This window comes from Roseburia sp. 1XD42-69, assembly GCF_003612565.1.
Taxonomy (GTDB): Bacteria; Bacillota; Clostridia; order Lachnospirales; family Lachnospiraceae; genus Roseburia_B.
In genome coordinates this window covers 18,196-37,096 of the sequence record NZ_RAZG01000007.1, presented here as the reverse complement: position 1 = coordinate 37,096, position 18,901 = coordinate 18,196, and the positions used below count along the sequence as shown (strand labels likewise).

Annotated in this window: 24 protein-coding genes and 1 riboswitch; all 24 genes read right to left on the bottom strand. The window is 43.2% G+C overall.

Translation table 11 applies throughout. The features are described from left to right. Window positions 1-54 precede the first annotated feature (54 nt). Window positions 55-927: a 3-hydroxyacyl-CoA dehydrogenase family protein gene (locus D7Y06_RS05085; protein WP_120406750.1), complete on the bottom strand. Its 873-nt coding sequence runs from the start codon at window positions 925-927 to the stop codon at window positions 55-57. A gap of 74 nt (window positions 928-1,001) precedes the next feature. Continuing rightward, the gene (locus tag D7Y06_RS05080) at window positions 1,002-2,186 is read right to left on the bottom strand and encodes an acetyl-CoA C-acetyltransferase (RefSeq protein WP_120406749.1); all 1,185 of its coding nucleotides are present in this window, start codon (window positions 2,184-2,186) and stop codon (window positions 1,002-1,004) included. A 156-nt stretch (window positions 2,187-2,342) separates the two neighbouring features. Then, window positions 2,343-2,807 carry a hypothetical protein gene (locus D7Y06_RS05075; RefSeq protein WP_120406748.1) on the bottom strand — a complete coding sequence of 155 codons (465 nt, stop codon included), beginning with the start codon at window positions 2,805-2,807 and terminating at the stop codon, window positions 2,343-2,345. Next, entirely contained in the window at window positions 2,795-3,445 is a 651-nt protein-coding gene (locus D7Y06_RS05070) for an ABC transporter ATP-binding protein (protein WP_120406747.1), read from the bottom strand. The genes D7Y06_RS05075 and D7Y06_RS05070 overlap by 13 nt, the downstream gene beginning before the upstream one ends. Before the next feature lie 40 nt (window positions 3,446-3,485). Next, the gene (locus tag D7Y06_RS05065) at window positions 3,486-3,854 is read right to left on the bottom strand and encodes a GntR family transcriptional regulator (RefSeq protein WP_120406746.1); all 369 of its coding nucleotides are present in this window, start codon (window positions 3,852-3,854) and stop codon (window positions 3,486-3,488) included. After that, window positions 3,838-4,569, bottom strand: a complete 732-nt coding sequence (locus tag D7Y06_RS05060; RefSeq protein ID WP_120406745.1) for a hypothetical protein — start codon at window positions 4,567-4,569, stop codon at window positions 3,838-3,840. The genes D7Y06_RS05065 and D7Y06_RS05060 overlap by 17 nt, the downstream gene beginning before the upstream one ends. Before the next feature lies 1 nt (window position 4,570). Continuing rightward, entirely contained in the window at window positions 4,571-5,416 is an 846-nt protein-coding gene (locus D7Y06_RS05055; protein ID WP_120406744.1) for an ABC transporter ATP-binding protein, read from the bottom strand. A gap of 179 nt (window positions 5,417-5,595) precedes the next feature. Next, the gene (locus tag D7Y06_RS05050; RefSeq protein WP_120406743.1) at window positions 5,596-5,985 is read right to left on the bottom strand and encodes a hypothetical protein; all 390 of its coding nucleotides are present in this window, start codon (window positions 5,983-5,985) and stop codon (window positions 5,596-5,598) included. Between the two features lie 69 nt (window positions 5,986-6,054). Continuing rightward, window positions 6,055-6,438 carry a DUF805 domain-containing protein gene (locus tag D7Y06_RS05045; RefSeq protein WP_120406742.1) on the bottom strand — a complete coding sequence of 128 codons (384 nt, stop codon included), beginning with the start codon at window positions 6,436-6,438 and terminating at the stop codon, window positions 6,055-6,057. A gap of 69 nt (window positions 6,439-6,507) precedes the next feature. Beyond that, window positions 6,508-7,134 (bottom strand): hypothetical protein, encoded by a 627-nt coding sequence (locus D7Y06_RS05040; RefSeq protein ID WP_120406741.1) that lies wholly within the window; start codon window positions 7,132-7,134, stop codon window positions 6,508-6,510. A gap of 45 nt (window positions 7,135-7,179) precedes the next feature. Next, window positions 7,180-7,758, bottom strand: a complete 579-nt coding sequence (locus D7Y06_RS05035) for a hypothetical protein (RefSeq protein WP_120406740.1) — start codon at window positions 7,756-7,758, stop codon at window positions 7,180-7,182. A 36-nt stretch (window positions 7,759-7,794) separates the two neighbouring features. After that, the gene (locus D7Y06_RS05030; protein WP_120406739.1) at window positions 7,795-8,208 is read right to left on the bottom strand and encodes a hypothetical protein; all 414 of its coding nucleotides are present in this window, start codon (window positions 8,206-8,208) and stop codon (window positions 7,795-7,797) included. Window positions 8,209-8,297: 89 nt separating this feature from the next. After that, window positions 8,298-8,750 (bottom strand): RNA polymerase sigma factor, encoded by a 453-nt coding sequence (locus D7Y06_RS05025; protein WP_120406738.1) that lies wholly within the window; start codon window positions 8,748-8,750, stop codon window positions 8,298-8,300. 182 nt (window positions 8,751-8,932) lie between these two features. After that, window positions 8,933-10,111 carry a phosphoribosylaminoimidazolecarboxamide formyltransferase gene (locus tag D7Y06_RS05020; RefSeq protein WP_120406737.1) on the bottom strand — a complete coding sequence of 393 codons (1,179 nt, stop codon included), beginning with the start codon at window positions 10,109-10,111 and terminating at the stop codon, window positions 8,933-8,935. Between the two features lie 14 nt (window positions 10,112-10,125). Beyond that, window positions 10,126-10,839, bottom strand: coding sequence for an IMP cyclohydrolase (locus tag D7Y06_RS05015; protein ID WP_120406736.1), 714 nt, complete (start codon window positions 10,837-10,839; stop codon window positions 10,126-10,128). Window positions 10,840-10,917: 78 nt separating this feature from the next. Continuing rightward, window positions 10,918-10,997, bottom strand: a riboswitch (ZMP/ZTP riboswitch). A 38-nt stretch (window positions 10,998-11,035) separates the two neighbouring features. Beyond that, window positions 11,036-11,341 (bottom strand): AzlD domain-containing protein, encoded by a 306-nt coding sequence (locus D7Y06_RS05010; protein WP_120406735.1) that lies wholly within the window; start codon window positions 11,339-11,341, stop codon window positions 11,036-11,038. Further along, complete coding sequence (locus tag D7Y06_RS05005; RefSeq protein WP_243119094.1) at window positions 11,338-12,078, bottom strand: AzlC family ABC transporter permease; 741 nt, start codon at window positions 12,076-12,078, stop codon at window positions 11,338-11,340. Before D7Y06_RS05005 ends, D7Y06_RS05010 begins: the two co-directional genes overlap by 4 nt. Before the next feature lie 19 nt (window positions 12,079-12,097). Next, a complete protein-coding gene (locus D7Y06_RS25840; RefSeq protein ID WP_158591252.1) occupies window positions 12,098-12,247 on the bottom strand; it encodes a hypothetical protein in 150 nt (49 codons plus the stop codon). A 225-nt stretch (window positions 12,248-12,472) separates the two neighbouring features. After that, window positions 12,473-13,264, bottom strand: coding sequence for an ABC transporter permease (locus D7Y06_RS04995; RefSeq protein ID WP_243119092.1), 792 nt, complete (start codon window positions 13,262-13,264; stop codon window positions 12,473-12,475). Next, window positions 13,236-14,009, bottom strand: a complete 774-nt coding sequence (locus tag D7Y06_RS04990; protein ID WP_120406733.1) for an ABC transporter ATP-binding protein — start codon at window positions 14,007-14,009, stop codon at window positions 13,236-13,238. The genes D7Y06_RS04995 and D7Y06_RS04990 overlap by 29 nt, the downstream gene beginning before the upstream one ends. Continuing rightward, entirely contained in the window at window positions 14,009-15,016 is a 1,008-nt protein-coding gene (locus D7Y06_RS04985) for an aliphatic sulfonate ABC transporter substrate-binding protein (RefSeq protein ID WP_120406732.1), read from the bottom strand. The genes D7Y06_RS04990 and D7Y06_RS04985 overlap by 1 nt, the downstream gene beginning before the upstream one ends. Window positions 15,017-15,046: 30 nt before the next feature. Beyond that, a complete protein-coding gene (locus D7Y06_RS04980) occupies window positions 15,047-16,405 on the bottom strand; it encodes a sensor histidine kinase (RefSeq protein WP_120406731.1) in 1,359 nt (452 codons plus the stop codon). Beyond that, on the bottom strand, window positions 16,375-17,067 hold the full coding sequence (locus tag D7Y06_RS04975) for a response regulator transcription factor (protein WP_120406730.1): 693 nt from the start codon (window positions 17,065-17,067) through the stop codon (window positions 16,375-16,377). Before D7Y06_RS04975 ends, D7Y06_RS04980 begins: the two co-directional genes overlap by 31 nt. A gap of 12 nt (window positions 17,068-17,079) precedes the next feature. Beyond that, the gene (cysC, locus tag D7Y06_RS04970) at window positions 17,080-18,900 is read right to left on the bottom strand and encodes an adenylyl-sulfate kinase (protein WP_120406729.1); all 1,821 of its coding nucleotides are present in this window, start codon (window positions 18,898-18,900) and stop codon (window positions 17,080-17,082) included. Window position 18,901 lies beyond the last annotated feature (1 nt).

The window sequence follows — 18,901 nt, the reverse complement described above, 5'->3', positions numbered from 1 at the left end:
ACTATTCCTCCATGTCTATAAATTTACACAATTAAGTATCTCTTGCCTGTCGTCCTACTGAGCGTCAACCGGTGTCTTTGTACGGTCTGCATTGTAAATGTAGAATCCTTTTCCGCTCTTAGCGCCGAGATTTCCACCGCGAACCATTTTGCGGATTAACGGGCATGCACGATATTTGCTGTCCCCAGTCTCATTGTACAGTACGTCCATAATAGCAAGACAGATGTCAAGACCGATAAAGTCGCCTAACTCCAAGGGTCCCATTGGGTGGTTTGCACCAAGCTTCATAGCTGTGTCAATGCCGGCGATATCGGAAACACCTTCCATTTTGATAAATGCAGCTTCATTAATCATAGGAATTAAGATACGGTTTACAACAAAACCTGCCGCCTCATTTACCTGTACCGGAGTCTTGCCGATTTCCTCGGAAATTTTCTTGATAGCGTCAACGGTCTCAGCCGGTGTGTTCACACCTGCAATAACCTCGATAAGTTTCATGCGGTCTGCAGGATTAAAGAAATGCATACCAATCATTGGACGGCTTAATCCGTTGCCAATCTCTGTGATGGAAAGGCTGGATGTATTGGAAGCAAAGATACACTCAGGTTTTGCAATTTTATCCAACTCTGAGAAAGTAGTCTTTTTCACTTCCATATTTTCAAAAGCTGCCTCTACGATAAGGTCGCAGTCTGCACATAAATCTTCTTTTAAACCTGCGGTAATTTTTCCAAGGATAGCGTCAACCTTACCCTGATCCATTTTGCCTTTCTCCACAAGCCTTGCATAACCCTTCTGGATTTTTGCTTTTCCATTGTCAGCCCACTCCTGTTTGATATCGCAGAGTGCAACTTCATATCCATCAACCTGGGCAAATGCTTTGGCAATTCCCTGTCCCATGGTTCCTGCACCGATAACTCCTACTTTCATTGTAGTTCCTCCTTAATATATCATGATTTAATTTTAGGTTAATTAAATATAAATCCTAATTCATGTTAGAACGATTAATATTTCTCAACGATAGTTGAGCATCCCATTCCACCGCCGATACACAGGGTAGCAAGACCTCTGTTTGCATTTCTCTTCTGCATCTCGTGTAACAGTGTAACTAAGATACGGCATCCGCTGGCTCCTACCGGATGTCCAAGTGCGATAGCACCACCGTTTACATTTACTTTAGACATATCAAAGTTCAAGTCCCTTGCAACTGCGATAGACTGAGCAGCAAAAGCCTCATTTGCCTCGATTAAGTCCATATCGTCGATGGTAAATCCTGTTCTCTCCAGAACTTTTCTTGTGGAAGCAACGGGTCCCACACCCATAATTTCTGGTGCAACGCCGCCCAGTGCTCCTGCAATCCATGTAGCCATTGGTTTTACACCCAGCTCTTTTGCTTTCTCTTCACTCATAACAACCATAGCTGCAGCTCCGTCATTGATTCCGGAAGCGTTGCCTGCTGTAATCATTCCGCCCTCTTTTCCGGAGCAGCATTTTAAGTTTGCCAAAGACTCTTTTGTGGTGCCAGCACGGGGGCCCTCATCCTTTGCAAACATAACAGTCTCTCTCTTAACTTTAACAGGAACCGGAACGATTTCATCGTCAAATTTGCCCTCTGCCTGAGCCTTCTCACATTTCTGCTGGCTGTTTGCTGAGAACTCGTCTAATTCCTCACGGGTAATTCCGTATTTATCACAAACATTTTCTGCTGTAATCATCATGTGATAATGGTTGAATGCGTCTGTCAAAGCGTCATTTACCATGGTATCAATGATAGTTGCATTGTTCATACGATATCCAAAACGAGCCTTTGTCATTGCATATGGAGCCATTGACATATTCTCCATACCTCCGGCAACAACGATATCTGCCTGACCGGCCATAATCATATTAGCAGCTTCATTTACACATTTTAAACCTGAGCCACATACTACGTTTAATGTAAATGCAGGTACTTCAATGGGTAAACCAGCTTTGATTGCAGACTGACGTGCAACGTTCTGTCCCTGTGCAGCCTGAATAACACATCCCATCATAACTTCGTCTACCTGCTCAGGTTTCACACCGGCTCTGTTTAATGCCTCTTTGATAACAATAGCACCTAAATCAGCTACTGGAGTGCTTCCCAAAGCTCCGCCCATTTTTCCGATTGCTGTACGGCATGCGCCTGCTAAAACTACTTTCTTTGCCATTTTCTCGTCTCCTTATCATTCTTAATTGTTCTAAAGCTGTTAATTTTTTAACAAAGTGTTAAAAAAAAATAAAACCTCATGAACTGCTTGTACTTTAAAAGAATAGCATATTTCAAGCTTCTTTGCAAGGATTAAATTGTTAATATTGTCTAAATTTTACTGAAACAATTTCCTATTAATATCAAAAATGCCTACCAAATATAAAGCAGCGGTAAAAGCCAGTGGAAACAATGCATTTTCCGCCCCCCAGGTACGGGCAAGGCATGCACCAATCTGCTGTAAAATCCAGAGGAATACTCCTGTCCCCACACAAAACTTACGCAGATACCCCCTGCGCACTGCCAAAAATTCCCTTTTGGAAACCGGCATCCACTTTAATTTCACGTAAAGGCTGACGCTTTTTCCGTTTTCCACACATCTCATATAAGGGGCGATGTAAAAGTGCATTGCCCCTAGAAAAAGCATCACGGAACTTACCAGGGCCCAGGCAGACGAACCGAAAGGCAAAAGCATCAGGCAGGAACCGATGGAATAAAACAGCACAAGGCAAACACGCCTCATCAAAAACTCCCAGGCGTTTTGCTTTTTCCACTCCGCATCAAATTTTCTTACCGCTTCCATTTCTCCGTCTCCTTTCTGTACTCCGCCTTTCCCCGGCTAAGTCCCACCACATAATCCATATGACGGATAACTTCCTCCTCAATGTGGGTACTCATGAAAACTGCCGTGTCTTCCCCGGCAATCAATCGGTGAAGCTCTTTAAAAAATTCCTTTTTGAAAACCGAGTCCATCCCCGCCGTAACCTCATCCATAAGAAACAATTTACTTTCATGGGCCAGTGCAAAGGCCATCTGAAATTTTATAAACTCCCCCCTGGAAAGGCCGGATAAATTTCTTCCAGGCACGTGGTACTCCTCCAATTTTGAGCAAAACAAATCGCAATTAAACTTATCGTAAAATCCCTTTAATAAATCAACATTCTGCATTGGCGTATAATTTTTAAAAAATTTCTGTTCCTGGGAGATAAACCCGATTTCCTGCATAAATTCCTGTCTGTGCTCCCGCAGCGGCACTCCGTTTATGTATATTTCTCCGGAATATCTGGCATTTTCATCCATAATCTGATGAAATAATGTGGTTTTTCCCGCACCGTTTTCCCCTACAAGCCCTGTGATGAACCCCTCAGGCACAAGAAAAGAAATATCCTTCAGGGAAAACCCCTTGCAATGCGTAGTCACATGAGAAAATTCAATATACATTTACTTTCTCCTTCCACAAAATTTTATGATGATTTAATTTTCAAAAAATAAGTTCTTCCACCATGGTAAGTATCTCTTTTTTACTCATACCGGCACTGGTGCAGTCCCTTAAAAGTTCTTCCATCCGCTTTTCCAAAAGTCGGTAGTTTTTCTCTTTCAAATACTCCCTGTTATTTTCGCAGACATAAAAACCTTTTCCTGCCACAGAGTGAATCAGGTTTTCTTTTTCTAACTCCTCATAGGCACGTTTTGTTGTTATTACGCTGATTTCCAATTCACTGGCCAGAGAACGGATGGAGGGGAGGCACTCTCCGGGGGAAAGTTCCCCTGTCAGAATGGAATTTCTAATGTGGTTTACAATTTGTTCATAAATAGCCAGAGTCCCCTTGGGATTAATAATTATCTTCATAACATAGTGCACGCTCCATAATTATTGGATATAAGTTCTTTTTCATAATTATATACAACAGAACTTGTAACAGAGTAATTGTCCCCTCATATATGTAAATCGGTACCCATCGGCTTCCCTCAAAATAGAGAGCCATACCCATAATTTGACCAACTTCCAAAAGCTGGACTGCAATCTGGAAAATTTCCATTCCTTTTACCGGATACCGGCGAATAGAATCATCCCTTCCTGTTTCCGGCATACAATAAATATTGATACACCTAAAATAAAAAAACATCCACAAGCCAATTTCTATTATAAAAAACGGAGATATCACCTGCAAAAACAGCCAGACAGTCCCTGCCAGGACATAAAAAAGCATAGGCACCCCAACCTTTAACCGATACCCTGTTTTGACATACTGAATTTTTTCTGCCTGGGTAAGAGGGCATAAAAGAAGCGTCTTTTCCAATTTTTCCGGATACATCCGCGAGATGAAAAAACCCAGAGACAGAACGCCAATGGTATACCCGTACACAAACAATTCTGCCTGGAGAAAATATTCCCATGCAAAGTCCATAAACCAAGGCGCCCACATAATACCAATAAATAAAAAGTCCCAAAACCACAGTACTATATCCGCACCTTTCACCCTTTTCCATCCCTCTTTGATTTCCCCTGCATAGTCTAAAATCACGAGATGCAAAATAGTTAAATTTTTATTGTTATTTCTCATTTTAGTGTTTTCCTTTCAGAATAAAGTACATCAGTTCCTCCAACAATGGATAGGTAATATTTAATGCATCGTCATATTGGCTCCACCTGCCATGCTTTACCAAAGCCCTGGTTCCATACTTCCCGGCCTCTTTATAGATTATATTTTCCTTTGGCAGGAGGTTAATCTTATACTCCTCTCCTGCGGCCATACGAAAATACTTATTGATACTTTCCCTGTCCATAGAAAATAAAAGCCTTCCATGATCTATAAAAGTAACATAATCTGCAATCTGCTCCAAATCCTCTGTGAGATGCGTGGCAAGAATTACGCTTTTTCTGCCGTCTTTGATAAAATCCGTTATAATACATAGAAATTTTCTGCGAAACTCCGGGTCAAAATTGGCCGTAGGCTCATCTAAAAGCAAAAGCTTAGGTTTATGGGAAAGAGCAAAAGCAAACTGAAATTTCAGATATTCTCCTCTGGAAAGTTTTTTTACTTTTATATTCTTTAACCCGAACTCACTGGCATAATTACAAAAGAGAGACTCACTGAAATTTTCATAATATTTGCCAAACAGCCTGGCATTTTCCAAAAGATTCATTTCCCCTAAAAACAATCCGTCCTCGGCAAGAACATATCCCACATTGTTCTTTATTCCCTTTTCATTTTCCTCATAAGTTGTGCCAAAGATAGAGATTTGGCCTTCTTCCGGCGTAAGTATTCCCAAAAGAAGTTTTAAAATGCTGGATTTCCCTGCGCCGTTTTCCCCTATCAGGCCCATAATATAACCTTCCCGCAGAGAAAAGGTAATGTCCTCCAAAAAGAATTGGCCTATTTTTTTCTTTACATTTGTCAGCTGTACCATGGATCCCCCTTATGTAAATTTCAGATAAAACAATTCCCGTACATATACTGTATATAATTATATATACAGTATATGTACGGGAATGTCAAGGGTAATTTATAAAATTCTTTCACCTATTCATGCATTTTCAACAGCTTTCAGGGAGCGAATTCCCAAAACCAAACCAGCAGCAACCAGCATCATTGCCCAATAAACCTTGAAAAAAACACCCCATATTTCTCCCAGGCCCAAAGGGAATTTCCCATAGAATATAAAATAAGATACATCATAATCTGAACGATAACCGCCCCGGCAAACATATATCCCTGCCCCAGCATAAGCTTTTTTCTGTCCCAGTCATCCTTAGTATCAAAACAGCCAAAGCAGAATCCCAAAAGGACGGCAAGGGCTAAAGCAGCCCCGCTTCCTGCAATAAATAACAGATATACCGTATCATCAGAAGATCCATATTCATATTTGTTCCACAATACATAACTAAAAAAAATGAAAACCGCCAGGGAAAGGGCGATTTTTATTCCTCTGTAAAGGTTATGTTTGCTTATCCTTAAAACGATTGATTCTTTTTCCATAATTATCCTCCATTGTCTAAATAATCTATCTGTACCTCCTGAGTTGAAATAATAACTTCCTTTTTCCTATCAATCTGCATAATGTCCTCTGTTTTTTTCAAACTTCTCCCGTTCAGCATTGACGCCCCATTCATTATCTGGAGCACTGTCTTTTATTGCCACCATAAACCACATTCCAATCCCCGCTACAACAAAGGACAGCAATATGCACAAAATAAGATACCAGGTACTATATCCCGCATCATGGAAACGTTTCGCACTCAACAAAAAACGGTATACGGCTAAAAATACATTTAAACCTGCCAGCGCAAAAAAGAATACGCCAAACCCATATGACTGCCATACAGCAAACCAAAATGCCAGAAACATATGCTCCAGAATCATCAGGGTAATCCATGCTATCCAAAAATACAGCCTGTCAATCCTTTTCACATTCCAATTTAATACTTTCATACCGCTGTCCTCCAAATATGAATAAGGTGCTTTAAAATCTATGCGGTTGCAAACCTGCACATAAAGATATTAGTTCTTTTTTCTTCTTACTAAGCTGTAAATCATGTTGCTGAAAAGGAAACAGCAAATATAAGGTATGACAATAAAATGAAATGGCTCATATACATCCATATTTCCTATAAACATATCAAAAATCACCATGCTGTAAAGAATGCCGATTCCCTGTATAAGATAAATATAAAACCATTCTTTCTTATTCCGCATCTTAAATACAAGGAAAGCCAATCCCAGCAAGGCAGCCAGCATCACTGCCCAATAAACCTTGAAAAAAAACGCCCCATATTTCTCCCAGACCCAAAGGGAATTTCCCATAGAATATAAAATAAGATACATCATAATCTGAACGATAACCGCCCCGGCAAACATATATCCCTGCCCCAGCATAAGCTTTTTTCTGTCCCAGTCATCCTTAGTATCAAAACAGCCAAAGCAGAATCCCAAAAGGACGGCAAGGGCTAAAGCGGCCCCGCTTCCTGCAATATATAACAAATATACCGTATCATCGGAAAATCCATATTCATATTTGTTCCATAATGAATAACTAAAGTAAATAAAAACCGCCAGGGAAAGGGCAATTTCTATTCCCCTGTAAAGGTTATGTTTGCTTATCCTTATAACGATTGATTCTTTTTCCATATTATCCTCCTTGCTAAATATCTTCAATTAACAGGCTATACGAAATTAACTTGCTCTTCCTCTGCTATTTACTTTAAGACTTACAGAAAGTTTCTGCTTTCGTGACACTACATTTGAAGCTGTAAAACTATATTTAAGGCTATTACCTGTTTTGGTTTTACTTTCATTTGTAATCTTTATATACTTGCCTGTATTCTTATAACCGTATTGCGGTGTTTTTAATTTCGATTCGCCATTACCCCATACAAAATATCCTCTTACCCAATATTTTGTCTCGCCTGCACCGCCCTTCCATTTATGCACTTTTTCCTTTTTATACCAGCCCTCCCCACTCATCACTGGCATGTCATTAAATCTTGTAGTATAATTCTGTATGTTATTCGATGGCTTCGCTGGAACAAAATAGATTTTTTCTGTAACTTCTGTACCCTCTTTATCCGTATATGTAGATTCCAAAATTGGTTTCCCATAGGAAATAGGTTCGCCGTTCAAATTCGCCTGAACAGCAGTAATCCCTGCCCCTGTTTCCACGGCACTTATAGACGCTGCATTTACCGGCGCTGAAAATGTTCCTGCCAAAGTTGCTGCCACTAATAAAGATGCCAATGATTTTTTGATATTCATAGCTATAATCCTCCTATCTTTTCCCTGTTCTTTGTTTTAGTTTTTCCTGCTGGCAGATGCCGATACCGATTCGCCGTACTTAGCATTTTTCCCATACACTTTTCCGGAAAATGACAGCTTATAACTATGTCCCTTTTTCACCGCTGCGGTTTTTGTTCCGCTGTAAACACTGCCCGATTTGGAAATGCTCCAGGTCTTCACGGTTTTTCCCTCTGTAGAATCATACAGTTTCAATGTACCGGAAATGCTGGACGTACCGTTTCTGCCTTTCACAACTAACTGACAACTTGCAGTCTTACTATTAAATGACAAATTAAGCATACATCTGTTATTCTGGACAGACATAATCGAAACCATATTTTCCTGTGCCTGTACCAGATTCGGCTGTGAAAAGCAAAGCACTGCCCCAAGCATCATCAAACACAAAAATCTCTTCCAAAAATTCTTCATAACTTTTTCCTCCTTCCGCTCAATATTTGGAACTTATCTGCGTTCCTATATAGTAAACGCAGAAAGATGCTAAATCACTACCAAATTTTTCAAAAAATTTTCAGATTGCTCAGGCAATAGCAGTATTTTAAAATCAATGCCTCCCGAAAAACCTCCGGTATCTGACTTAAAGCCCGATGCACAAAGGCTCCCTCCTCCTTCTTTTCCGCCATAAAAGAGGCATTGTGCTCCTGGCACTCATCATAAAGTATTAGATTTTCCAATTCCTCCTCACTGTAGTGATTCGCCCTCCGGATTATGTCTATTATTTTGTTCTTCACTATAGAAACGCACAAACCTGTCATTTCACTACCAGATAAGTGCAAATATTTTTCAAATTTTTCCGCCAGGGACAAAAAAGCCTCCTGGACGGCGTTTTCCGCGTCCGCCTGGTTTTTTATCATTCCAAGAGCCACATGGTACATTTTCAGATAATTTTCTTCATAAATTTCCCGAAACTTATTCCTGTCTTCCTCCGTGGGGATGGCGCTTAAAGCTATCATACTGTTATTCTCCCAAATGCTTCCGTCTTATTTTAATGTTATAATTTTCCTGCTAAAGCATAGCACATGTGTCAAAAGTGGTCAAATTTCCTTATGAGGGCCTGTACATAAAAAGCAGAAAAGGCTTGTTTCCCTTCAAACCTTTTCTGCTTAAGGAATTTATTTATGGTTTTATCTCCCTTTTAATGATGAAACAGCCGAATCCCCGTAAAACTCATCACCATCCCATACTTATTACATGTCTCAATCACATTATCATCCCGGATAGATCCTCCCGGCTGAGCCACATATTTCACCCCGCTCTTATGCGCCCGCTCAATATTATCCCCAAAGGGGAAGAACGCATCGGAGCCAAGGGTGACATTTTCCATCTGGTCAAGCCACTGCCGCTTTTCCTCCCTGGTAAAAACCTCCGGCTTTACTTTAAAAATGTTCTGCCATGCCCCTTCCGCCAAAACATCCATATAATCCTCCCCGATATAGAGGTCGATGGCATTGTCCCTGTCTGGGCGGCGGATACTGTCCACAAACTGGAGTCCCAGAACTTTTGGGGACTGGCGCAAAAACCAGTTGTCCGCTTTCTGCCCTGCCAGCCTGGTACAGTGGATGCGGCTCTGCTGCCCTGCACCGATGCCGATTGCCTGGCCGTCCTTTACATAACACACGGAATTGGACTGGGTATATTTTAAAGTAATCATAGAAATGGCCAAATCAATTTTCGCCTGGTCTGTAATCTCCTTGTTTTCTGTCACAATATTTCCAAAAAATTCATCGTCAATTTTCAGCTCATTTCTACCCTGCTCAAAGGTGATGCCGAAAACCTGTTTCTTCTCAATATTTTCCGGCACATAATTCTCGTCAATCTGAATAATATTATAATTGCCTTTTTTCTTGGATTTTAAGATTTCAAGTGCTTTCGGTTCATATCCCGGGGCAATCACTCCATCGGATACCTCACGTTTGATAATCATTGCCGTGGCCTCATCGCACACATCGGAGAGGGCGATAAAATCCCCGAAAGAGGACATGCGGTCTGCACCTCTGGCCCTGGCATATGCATTGGCAAGGGGGGTAAATTCCATATCCATATCATCCACCCAGTAAATCTTTTTTTCAATATCCGATAAGGGAAGTCCCACTGCCGCCCCTGCTGGTGAAACATGTTTAAAGGATGTGGCCGCCGGAAGTCCTGTGGCATTTTTCAGCTCCCGCACTAACTGCCAGCCGTTAAAAGCATCCAAAAAATTAATATATCCCGGTTTTCCGCTTAACACTTCAATGGGCAGTTCCCCCTCTTCCATATAAATCCGGGAAGGTTTCTGGTTTGGATTGCACCCGTATTTTAACTCTAATTCTCTCATTGTATTTCTGCCTCCTACTGGTTTTTGTTTACGATTCTCGTCTCATATTTTCCTGTGGAAATTTCAATGTAGCGTACAAAAAGGGAAACCTTATTTTCCTCATTTAAATTTTCCCAAATCATATTGGTAAAGGTATCGATATCCCCCTCTATGTTTACCCATTCTGGCTCCCCTTCAAAACTTGGGAGAGGATTGCCGTCACCCATGTAGGTATGAATAAAACGTCCCTGGCCCTTTTTGGGATTCTCATAGGCAAAGGTATAGCGGTTGCAGGAATCCGAATCCCCGTTGTTGCTCTTTAAAATAGACATGGCATAGTTGTACATACCGTTTTCCACATGCATAATACCGGAAATCCTGGGGGTAAAATTAGGGCCGTCCGGCTCAAATTCCCGGGTGCGCAAAGACTGCTCAAAAGTCTGCTGCCTGTCCATCAGCTCATACACCGTATCTGTCTGATCCCCGTTTGTCACAATAGTTTTATTTCCCAAAACCCGTACCGGAGCGTAAATTATCAGGCTGGGGTCTTCCAGTTTCGCCGGGTCAAATGCCTGGGTACGGATTCCCTCCCCATCCTCCACAAAAACCCGGTTGCGGCTGTTGGCGCTTCTTCCCATAATAAAATAAGCAGTTACCGCATATTTGTCATCCTCACTTTTGCCGATGACAATCCCCCTCCCAGGATAAGGATTTTTACTTAACTGTTCTGCCAGAGACATTATTTCCATAGATACATTCCTCCTGTAATTTTGTGGGCGGAACATGCAGAATACTTTCCACAAGATAAAGAAAAGCCCACCGTCCGAGCACATCGCCCAGACGGTCGGCTTATTTCCGTTATACTCCATGTGGTTCTTTCCACGTTCCGTCAGTCATATAACTGTTCTTATTTAATCATGAATTGTGGGAAAAGTCAAGTAACTATTACATGAAAAACCACCCCGCCAGAAAAGCCGTCCCGCTGGCAAAGACTGCCACGGGAAACAGTCCCTTCCCCCGGTAGGCAAGTACAAGTGCTACAAAAACGCCAGCCATTGCCCCCGGCAGGGAGCCTGTGGCATAAAACACCGCCGGAAAGGTCATAGCCCCCAAAACCGTATAGGGAATATAGGCCAAAAAAGAACGGATATACCTGCTTTTTATCTTCTCCCGGAAAACCACAAAAGGGAGCACCCGCACCAGATAAGTAACTCCAAACATGATAATCACATAAATCCAAAAATGATTCATCCCTTAACCTCCTCTTCCTCCTCCACAGGAAACAGCCATGCCCCGGCCCCGGAAGCAATCACGCTTGCTATGATAATGGCAAACCCACTGGAAATATTTTTTAACCCCGGCAGATAGTAAAGGCAGAAGCTTAAAAACACAGCAAAAAATACAATGATTCTTATCTTTTTATTTTCTTTTACCACAGGAACCACAATGGCGATAAACATTCCGTAAATGGCAAGCCCCAAGGCGGAAACCAGATTCTCAGGTAAAATGTCCCCAAGCACCGCTCCCGCCAAAGTTCCCAGATTCCACCCCAAAAGGGGCAAAACCGTAAGCCCCGCAAAATAGCGGCCGGAAACTTCCCCCTTACGGCTAAGGGCCACCGCAAAGATCTCATCTGTCACTGCAAATCCCAAAATCATTTTTTTCTGCCATCCGAAATTCCTGTCCACTTTCTGGGATAAGGATATGCTCATCAGGGCATACCGCAGATTTATAACAAACTGGGACACCGCCATCTCTATGTAGGTACCCAGGGAGGCCATAATGGTTATCCCCGCAAACTGACCGGCAGATGTAAGGTTCATAAGTGATACCACAAAGGCCTGCCACCAGTTAAGGCCGCTTGACACCGCCGCAATTCCAAAAGTAAAGGACACAGAGAGATAGCCGATGCCTATGGCGCTGCCATCCCCTATGCCCTGTAAAAACTCGTTTCTTATATATGTATGATTTTCTTTCTGTAAGCCCACTGTGCCATATCTCCTGCCGCTACGCTATTTGTTCTACCCGCTCTTTTACTCTCCGCAATTCATTCTCCAAAATGGTTACACGGATAGCTATCATTTCTTTTTCATTGTCTATCTTTAACGCCTCATCAAGTTTAGCAATGATAATATCAAGTTTTTCGTTATTATCCATGATATATCCCCCCCCTTTTGGAAAAGCATACCATATACCCAGGAAAAAATCTACTGCTTTGTATTGGGTTTCAAGCATAGATTTTCTGATTTTTGAATGATATTGGAATAATTAGAAAAATAGAAATTTATTACGCTTTGTTAAGAGTATAGCATAGTATATTTTATTTTACAAGTAGAGAAAATCATTTTATTTCTTGTGCTTAAAATCAGCTTTATAACAACACTACATCAGCCCCCTTTTCCGAAGCACCCGGTTCTCCAAAGCCGTAAAAATACACTTATCAATCACAACCCCCGCAAATATAATCACCAGCATCACAAGCATGACCTGATTGATATCCGCCATATCCCTTCCGATGATTAATGTCTGGCCAAGGCCAATGGTGGAGGACATAACTTCCCCGGACATTAAGGCCCGCCATGCAAAAGACCAGCCCTGTCTTAAAGCCGCAAGAAAGGAGGGGACACAGGCCGGGAGAATCACTTTTAAATACAAATCCCCCTGGCCTGCCCCCATGGTTTTCGCCGCCTTAATATATAAGGGAGGCACATTTTTAATACCGTCATCCACCCCAAGGGCTATGCTGAAAGCAGAGCCCATTACTACCACAAACAAAATAGCACTGTTATTTAACCCGAACCACAAAATGGCAAAGGGCACCCAGCAGATACTGGGCAGAGTCTGCATCCCCATAATCACAGGCTTTAAATTCCTGTTCAGATAGGAAAAATGATGGATAAGTATCCCCAATATCAGTCCTGCAATCACCGAAATGGCAAAGCCCGCCACCCCCCGGCCAAGGCTTTTTAAAAGGGCCGACAGCAAAACACCGCTTTTTAAAAGACTTGCAAAGCTAAACGCCACCCCAGCCGGGGAAGGGGCGGAGTAAGGTTTCCAGATTTTAAATACATCTACAAAGAGCATATAAAGAATCTGCCACAAAACAACAAGCAGAAATAAAAACAGGGCCAGTTCCAGCCCCTTTTTAATTTTTGTCGTACTCTTCTTTTGCAAACTTTTCTACCTCCTTCTTCACGGACTCTAACAGCCTGTGCCGCATATGGACAAATTCTTCCTGGTCAATCTGCCTGGGACGTTTTAAATCACAGGATATGATTTCTTTTATCTGTCCCGGATTTTCTGAAAGCACCACAATCCTGTCCGCAAAATACACGGCTTCCTCCGCACTGTGGGTGACAAACAGCACCGTTTTACTGTGGTCATTCATCCAAATCTGTTCCAGCTCCCCCCGGAGCATATTTGTGGTCTGTTTGTCCAGGGCAGAAAAAGGCTCGTCCATAAGCAGAATCTTGCTGTCCATGGAAAGCGCCCTTGCAAGGGCTGCTCTCTGACGCATCCCCCCGGAAAGCTGATGGATAGGATACTCTGTAAACTGGGAGAGATGCACCATTTTTAAATATTTTAAGGCCCTGTTTTTCCGCTCTTCTTTTGGTATGCCCAAAAATTCCATGCCAAGCATTACATTGTCAAGTACATTCAGCCAGGGGTAGAGGGCCGCCTCCTGAAACATTACTACCCGATCTGCCCCGGGGCCTTTCACCGGAATGCCGTCCAAAAAGATTTCTCCCTTTGTGGGCTCTTCCAGTCCCGCCACAAGATTTAAAAGAGTAGTCTTGCCGCAGCCGGAAGGCCCTACAATACAGATAAACTCCCCCTCCTCTATCGTAAGGTTTATGTCTTTTAACGTCCTCTTTACCGTGTGGGGATATGTTTTTCCCACGTTTCTTAATTCCAGCATTACTTCACCTCTTCTATCATGTCATCTCCGGGCAAATCTGAGATAAATCCCTGCTCTAAGCCGATATCTGCAAATCCTTCCATAGATTCCCTGTTCATGCCGGAATCTGCCCGGATTCTTTGAAAGGCATCCTCTAATATGGAATCCTCCAGTTTTTTCTGGGTAGCCTTATAAATCTCCTCATTTACCTTCTCCCTGGCTTCCGTCTGTTTTTCATTGATATAAAGAGTGGCATTTTCATGCTGCTCTAAAAAGATTTTTACAATATCGGGATGTTCCTTTTTAAATTCCTCCCGCACCACCACAACTGCCACGCTGTAATTTCCATCCAGGTACACTTCATCCTCCGAAAGCACCATCTGAGCCCCTTTGGAAAGAAGGGTGGCTCCCCAGGGCTCCGGCACCAAAGCCGCATCGATATTTCCCGAATCCATCATATTCGCCACATCCGCATTGGCCACAGCCACCACATCCACCGTGCCCCCATCCGAGAGGGGTTTTAGGCCGTTTTCGGAAAGAAGGCTTAAAAGGCACAGATGCTGGGTATTGCCAAACTGGGGGACAGCCACCTTTTTACCGTCTAAATCCCCCACATTAGAAATCTCTGCCCCCTGTCTTTTCACTAAAATCGCCCCGGCCTTTGTAGCACCGGCAATGATGCGCACTTCCCCCTGGGATTTTACATTGGCATTGATGGCAGGGACAGGGCCGATATATCCTATATCGATGTCCCCGGCAAACAAAGCTTCCACTTCCGCCGGACCTGCGTTAAAGGAAACCCACTCCACCTTTGCCTTATCCCCCAAAGCTTCCTCAAGGCTTTTATCCGCCTTCATAACCAATGCCTGGGTATGGGTTACATTGGGGAAATACCCCATATGCAGGGTAAGCTCTGCATCGGAACCTCCTTTTGCCCCGCAGCCCCCCAAAACAAGGGTAAAGGCCAAAAGCCCTGCAGCCAAAATCTTCCTGTCTCTGTATTTTCCTGTGAGTATAAATTTTCTCATATGCATTTCTCCTTCTGAAATATTAAACTCTTAATCTTCCTCAACATGTCTGGGAAGGTGGAGCGTAAATGTACTTCCCCCGCCAAGGACGCTTTCCACGGTGACAATCCCATGATGCTTTTCTGCAATTCTTTTCACCAGGGAAAGCCCCAGCCCAAAGCCTTCGATAAGTTCGCTTTTTTCCACACGGAAAAATCTTTGGAAAATTTTTTCCTGGTTTTCTTTGCTGATACCCTTTCCCTCATCCTTAACATGAAGCAGGTATTCCTCCCCGGTTTCCTGGGACCATATCCATACCCTTCCCCTGTCAGGCCCGTATTTTACCGCATTGTCCAAAAGATTTTGAATGAGTATGGTCATCAGCCCAATATCCGCATATACATTAAACTCAGGGGCAATGTCTATTTTAAATTCCACCTCTTTTTTATTCTGAAGGCTGATATCGTCACAGACTGATTCCACGATTTCCCCAAGGTCAATCCATTCCAGATTCACTTTCATTTTATCCTGATCCAGCCTAGACAAGTTTAACATCTGAACGATAATACAATTCATTTTGCTAATCTGCCGCTCAATCACCTGGAAGGCTTCCCACACTTCCCCGTCTCTGGGCATCATCTGTCCCGCATATTCACACTCAGCCATAAGTACGGTAATTGGCGTCCGCAGTTCATGGGCCACGTCGGAGGTAAAGCGCTTCTGTGTCTCAAACATTTCCTGAATCTGCCCTAACATCCTGTTATTTGCCTGCACAAGACTTACAATCTCCGCAAATCTGCCATCGTACTCAATACGTTTTGACAAGCTTTTGTCCCTGCCAATCTGCCTTACCACTTCTACCACCTGGTTGATCTGACGCATCTCCCGTCTCTCCAGCAGTTTCCACATCCCAATGCTGATTCCCATAATAAAAAGCACAAATCCCCAGGTATAATACACAAATTTGTCATAATCACTGTCCACCTTAGATTGCTCTATCACGCACCGGAGAACCAGGGAAGAATGCAGGGACTGCCTGTCCTGAAAGTAGTAATCTATGCCCCCGGCTTTCATTGTGCGAAGCTTTCCGCTGTTCACCTCAAGCCCCTCCGGAAAGCCTTTGGGATACCTCCCCTCTAAAAGTTTTCCTTTATCGTCCAGAATCACAAAAATATAATCACTTTCCTGGAATAGAAATTCCTCATCCAACTCATAACCGCCGTCTTTCACATGCATATATTTGGCGTTCTGCCGCAGCTCAACGCCCATCTCCCTGCGGATGCTGCTGAATGTTAATTGCCTGGATAAAAATACCACAAAGCATATCATTACTAAAGCCAGAACCATTAATAATGCAAAAAAATAGTTGGCCACATATTTTACGATTGAATTTTGTTTTTGTCTTCCCATTTCAACATATACCCCGCTCCCCGGATGGTGTGTATCAGTTTCTCATCATATCCGTCGTCCACCTTTTTCCGCAGGTAACGGATATAAACGTCAATAATATTGGAAGAACCTTCATAGTCCATATTCCAGATATTATTTTCAATCTGGTCTCTGGTTAGTACAATATTCTGGTTCCGTATCATATAAAACAATATGGCAAATTCCCTGGCGGATAAATTAATTTCCTTTTCCCCCCGCCTTACTGTCCTGTCATTGTAATTTAAGATAAGGTCCCCGCACTGATACATATTTTCCCGTATCTCCACCTTCTTTCTTGTCATCACCCGGATTCTGGCCAAAAGCTCGCTAAAGGAAAAAGGCTTTGTAACATAGTCATCCGCCCCGGCGTCTAACCCTGTCACCACATCCTCCGTGTCGGTACAGGCAGTTAAAAACAGCACCGGGGTCTGGATATCCTTCCCCCGGATTTCCTTCAAAACCTGAAACCCGTTCATCCTGGGAAGCAAAACATCTAACACCACCCCGTCGTATTCAGCGGCTAAAAGATAGTCAAGGGCGCTTTCCCCGTCAAAACAAAAGTCCACGCTGTACCCCTCCGCTATAAGGTTTTTCACAATGATACGGTTTAAATCCTTCTCATCTTCCACCACTAACAGTTTCATGTTCTCACCTGCTTACAAAAATTTTAAAAGCTTTTCATACAGCTCATCCACACATTCCAAAAGTGTCCTTCCCTCTGTGTTTATCACAATCTCCGGTTTCACCGGCACCTCATAAGGACTTGTTATCCCTGTAAAATTAGGGATTTCACCTCTTCTTGCCTTTTCATAAAGACCTTTCACGTCTCGTTTCTCACATTCCTCCAGGGAAGTGGACACATAGACTTCCACAAATTCATCCCCGATAATTTCCCTGGCTTTCCTTCTGTCGGAGGCGTATGGGGAAATGGATGCCGTCAGCACAATGAGCCCCGCCTCTGTCATAAGCTTTGCCACCTCGGAAATCCTTCTGATATTTTCAATTCTGTCCTGTTCTTTAAATCCAAGATTTTTGTTAAGGCCCAGACGCACATTGTCCCCGTCTAAAAGCATGGTGTGTTTCCCCGCTGCCACCAGGCGCTTTTCCAGCTCATTGGCAAGGGTGGATTTTCCGGCCCCGGAAAGCCCGGTAAACCAGATTACCCCAGACTTCTGCCCTAATTTTTGGCAGCGGATCTCCTTGGTAATCTCCATCTGATGGTAAATCACATTTCCGCTTCTGTTCAGGGCATTTTCCACTACGCCGCAGGCCGCCGTCATATGGCTCACCCGGTCAATGAGTATCAGAGAGCCAAGAACCTGGATGTTATCAAACCTGTCAAAAACAAGGGTATCCCCCACGGAAATCTCACATTCCGCTATCTCATTTTTAAATATCTCGTCGGCGGGAATTTCCTCCCCGGTATTCACGTCAATCCGGCACCGAATGGCCATTACCGCTGCGGGTATTGTCTTTGTCCCAAGTTTTAAAAGATAATTCTTTCCCGCTACCAGGTGGGAATCCTCCATCCACAGGATTTTCGCCTCAAACATATTCCCCGTCATGGGCAGTTCCCCCCGGCAGAGTACGCAGCCTCTGGAAATATCCACTTCCCTGTCCGTACAAAGAGTCACAGGCCATCCCGAAAATGCTTTTTCCACATCTTGATCCCCTCTTAAAATCCGTCCAATCTTTGCCTTCTCTTTTCCCGGCAGAACCGTGATCTCCTGGCCAAGGGCAATGCTGCCGCTCTCAATCTGCCCCTGAAACCCCCGGAAAGCATGGTTTGGCCTAACCACCCTCTGTACCGGCATTAAAAATCCTGTGCCGTCTTTTTGCCTTACTTTTATCTCTTCTAAGTATTCCAAAAGAATTTTTCCCTTATACCATACCATAGAACGGGAAGGTTTTGTAATATTATCCCCCTCTGTTGCGGATACAGGTATAATCTCCACAGAGTCATACTCAAATTCCGCCAGAAGAATGCGAATCTGCTTTTTTATTTTGTCAAACCGCTCTTTGCTATAGTTTACCAGATCCATTTTGTTTACGGCAATGACAAAATGCCGGATTCCCATCAGGGAACAGATTCTGGCATGGCGCTTCGTCTGTATCATAACCCCCTGGGATGCATCCACAAGTATCACCGCCAAATCCGCAAAGGCTGCTCCCACCGCCATGTTTCTGGTATACTCCTCATGCCCGGGAGTGTCCGCCACAATAAAGCTGCGCTTTTCCGTTGTAAAATACCGGTACGCCACATCAATGGTGATTCCCTGTTCCCGCTCCGCCATAAGCCCGTCCAAAAGCAGGGAATAATCAATTTTCCCCTCCCTGGAGCCAACTTTAGAGTCCAGTTTCAGAGCTTTCTCCTGGTCTGTAAAAATCAGTTTTGCATCGTAGAGCATATGACCGATAAGAGTTGATTTTCCGTCGTCTACACTGCCGCAGGTAATAAATTTAAGTAAACCGTTCATA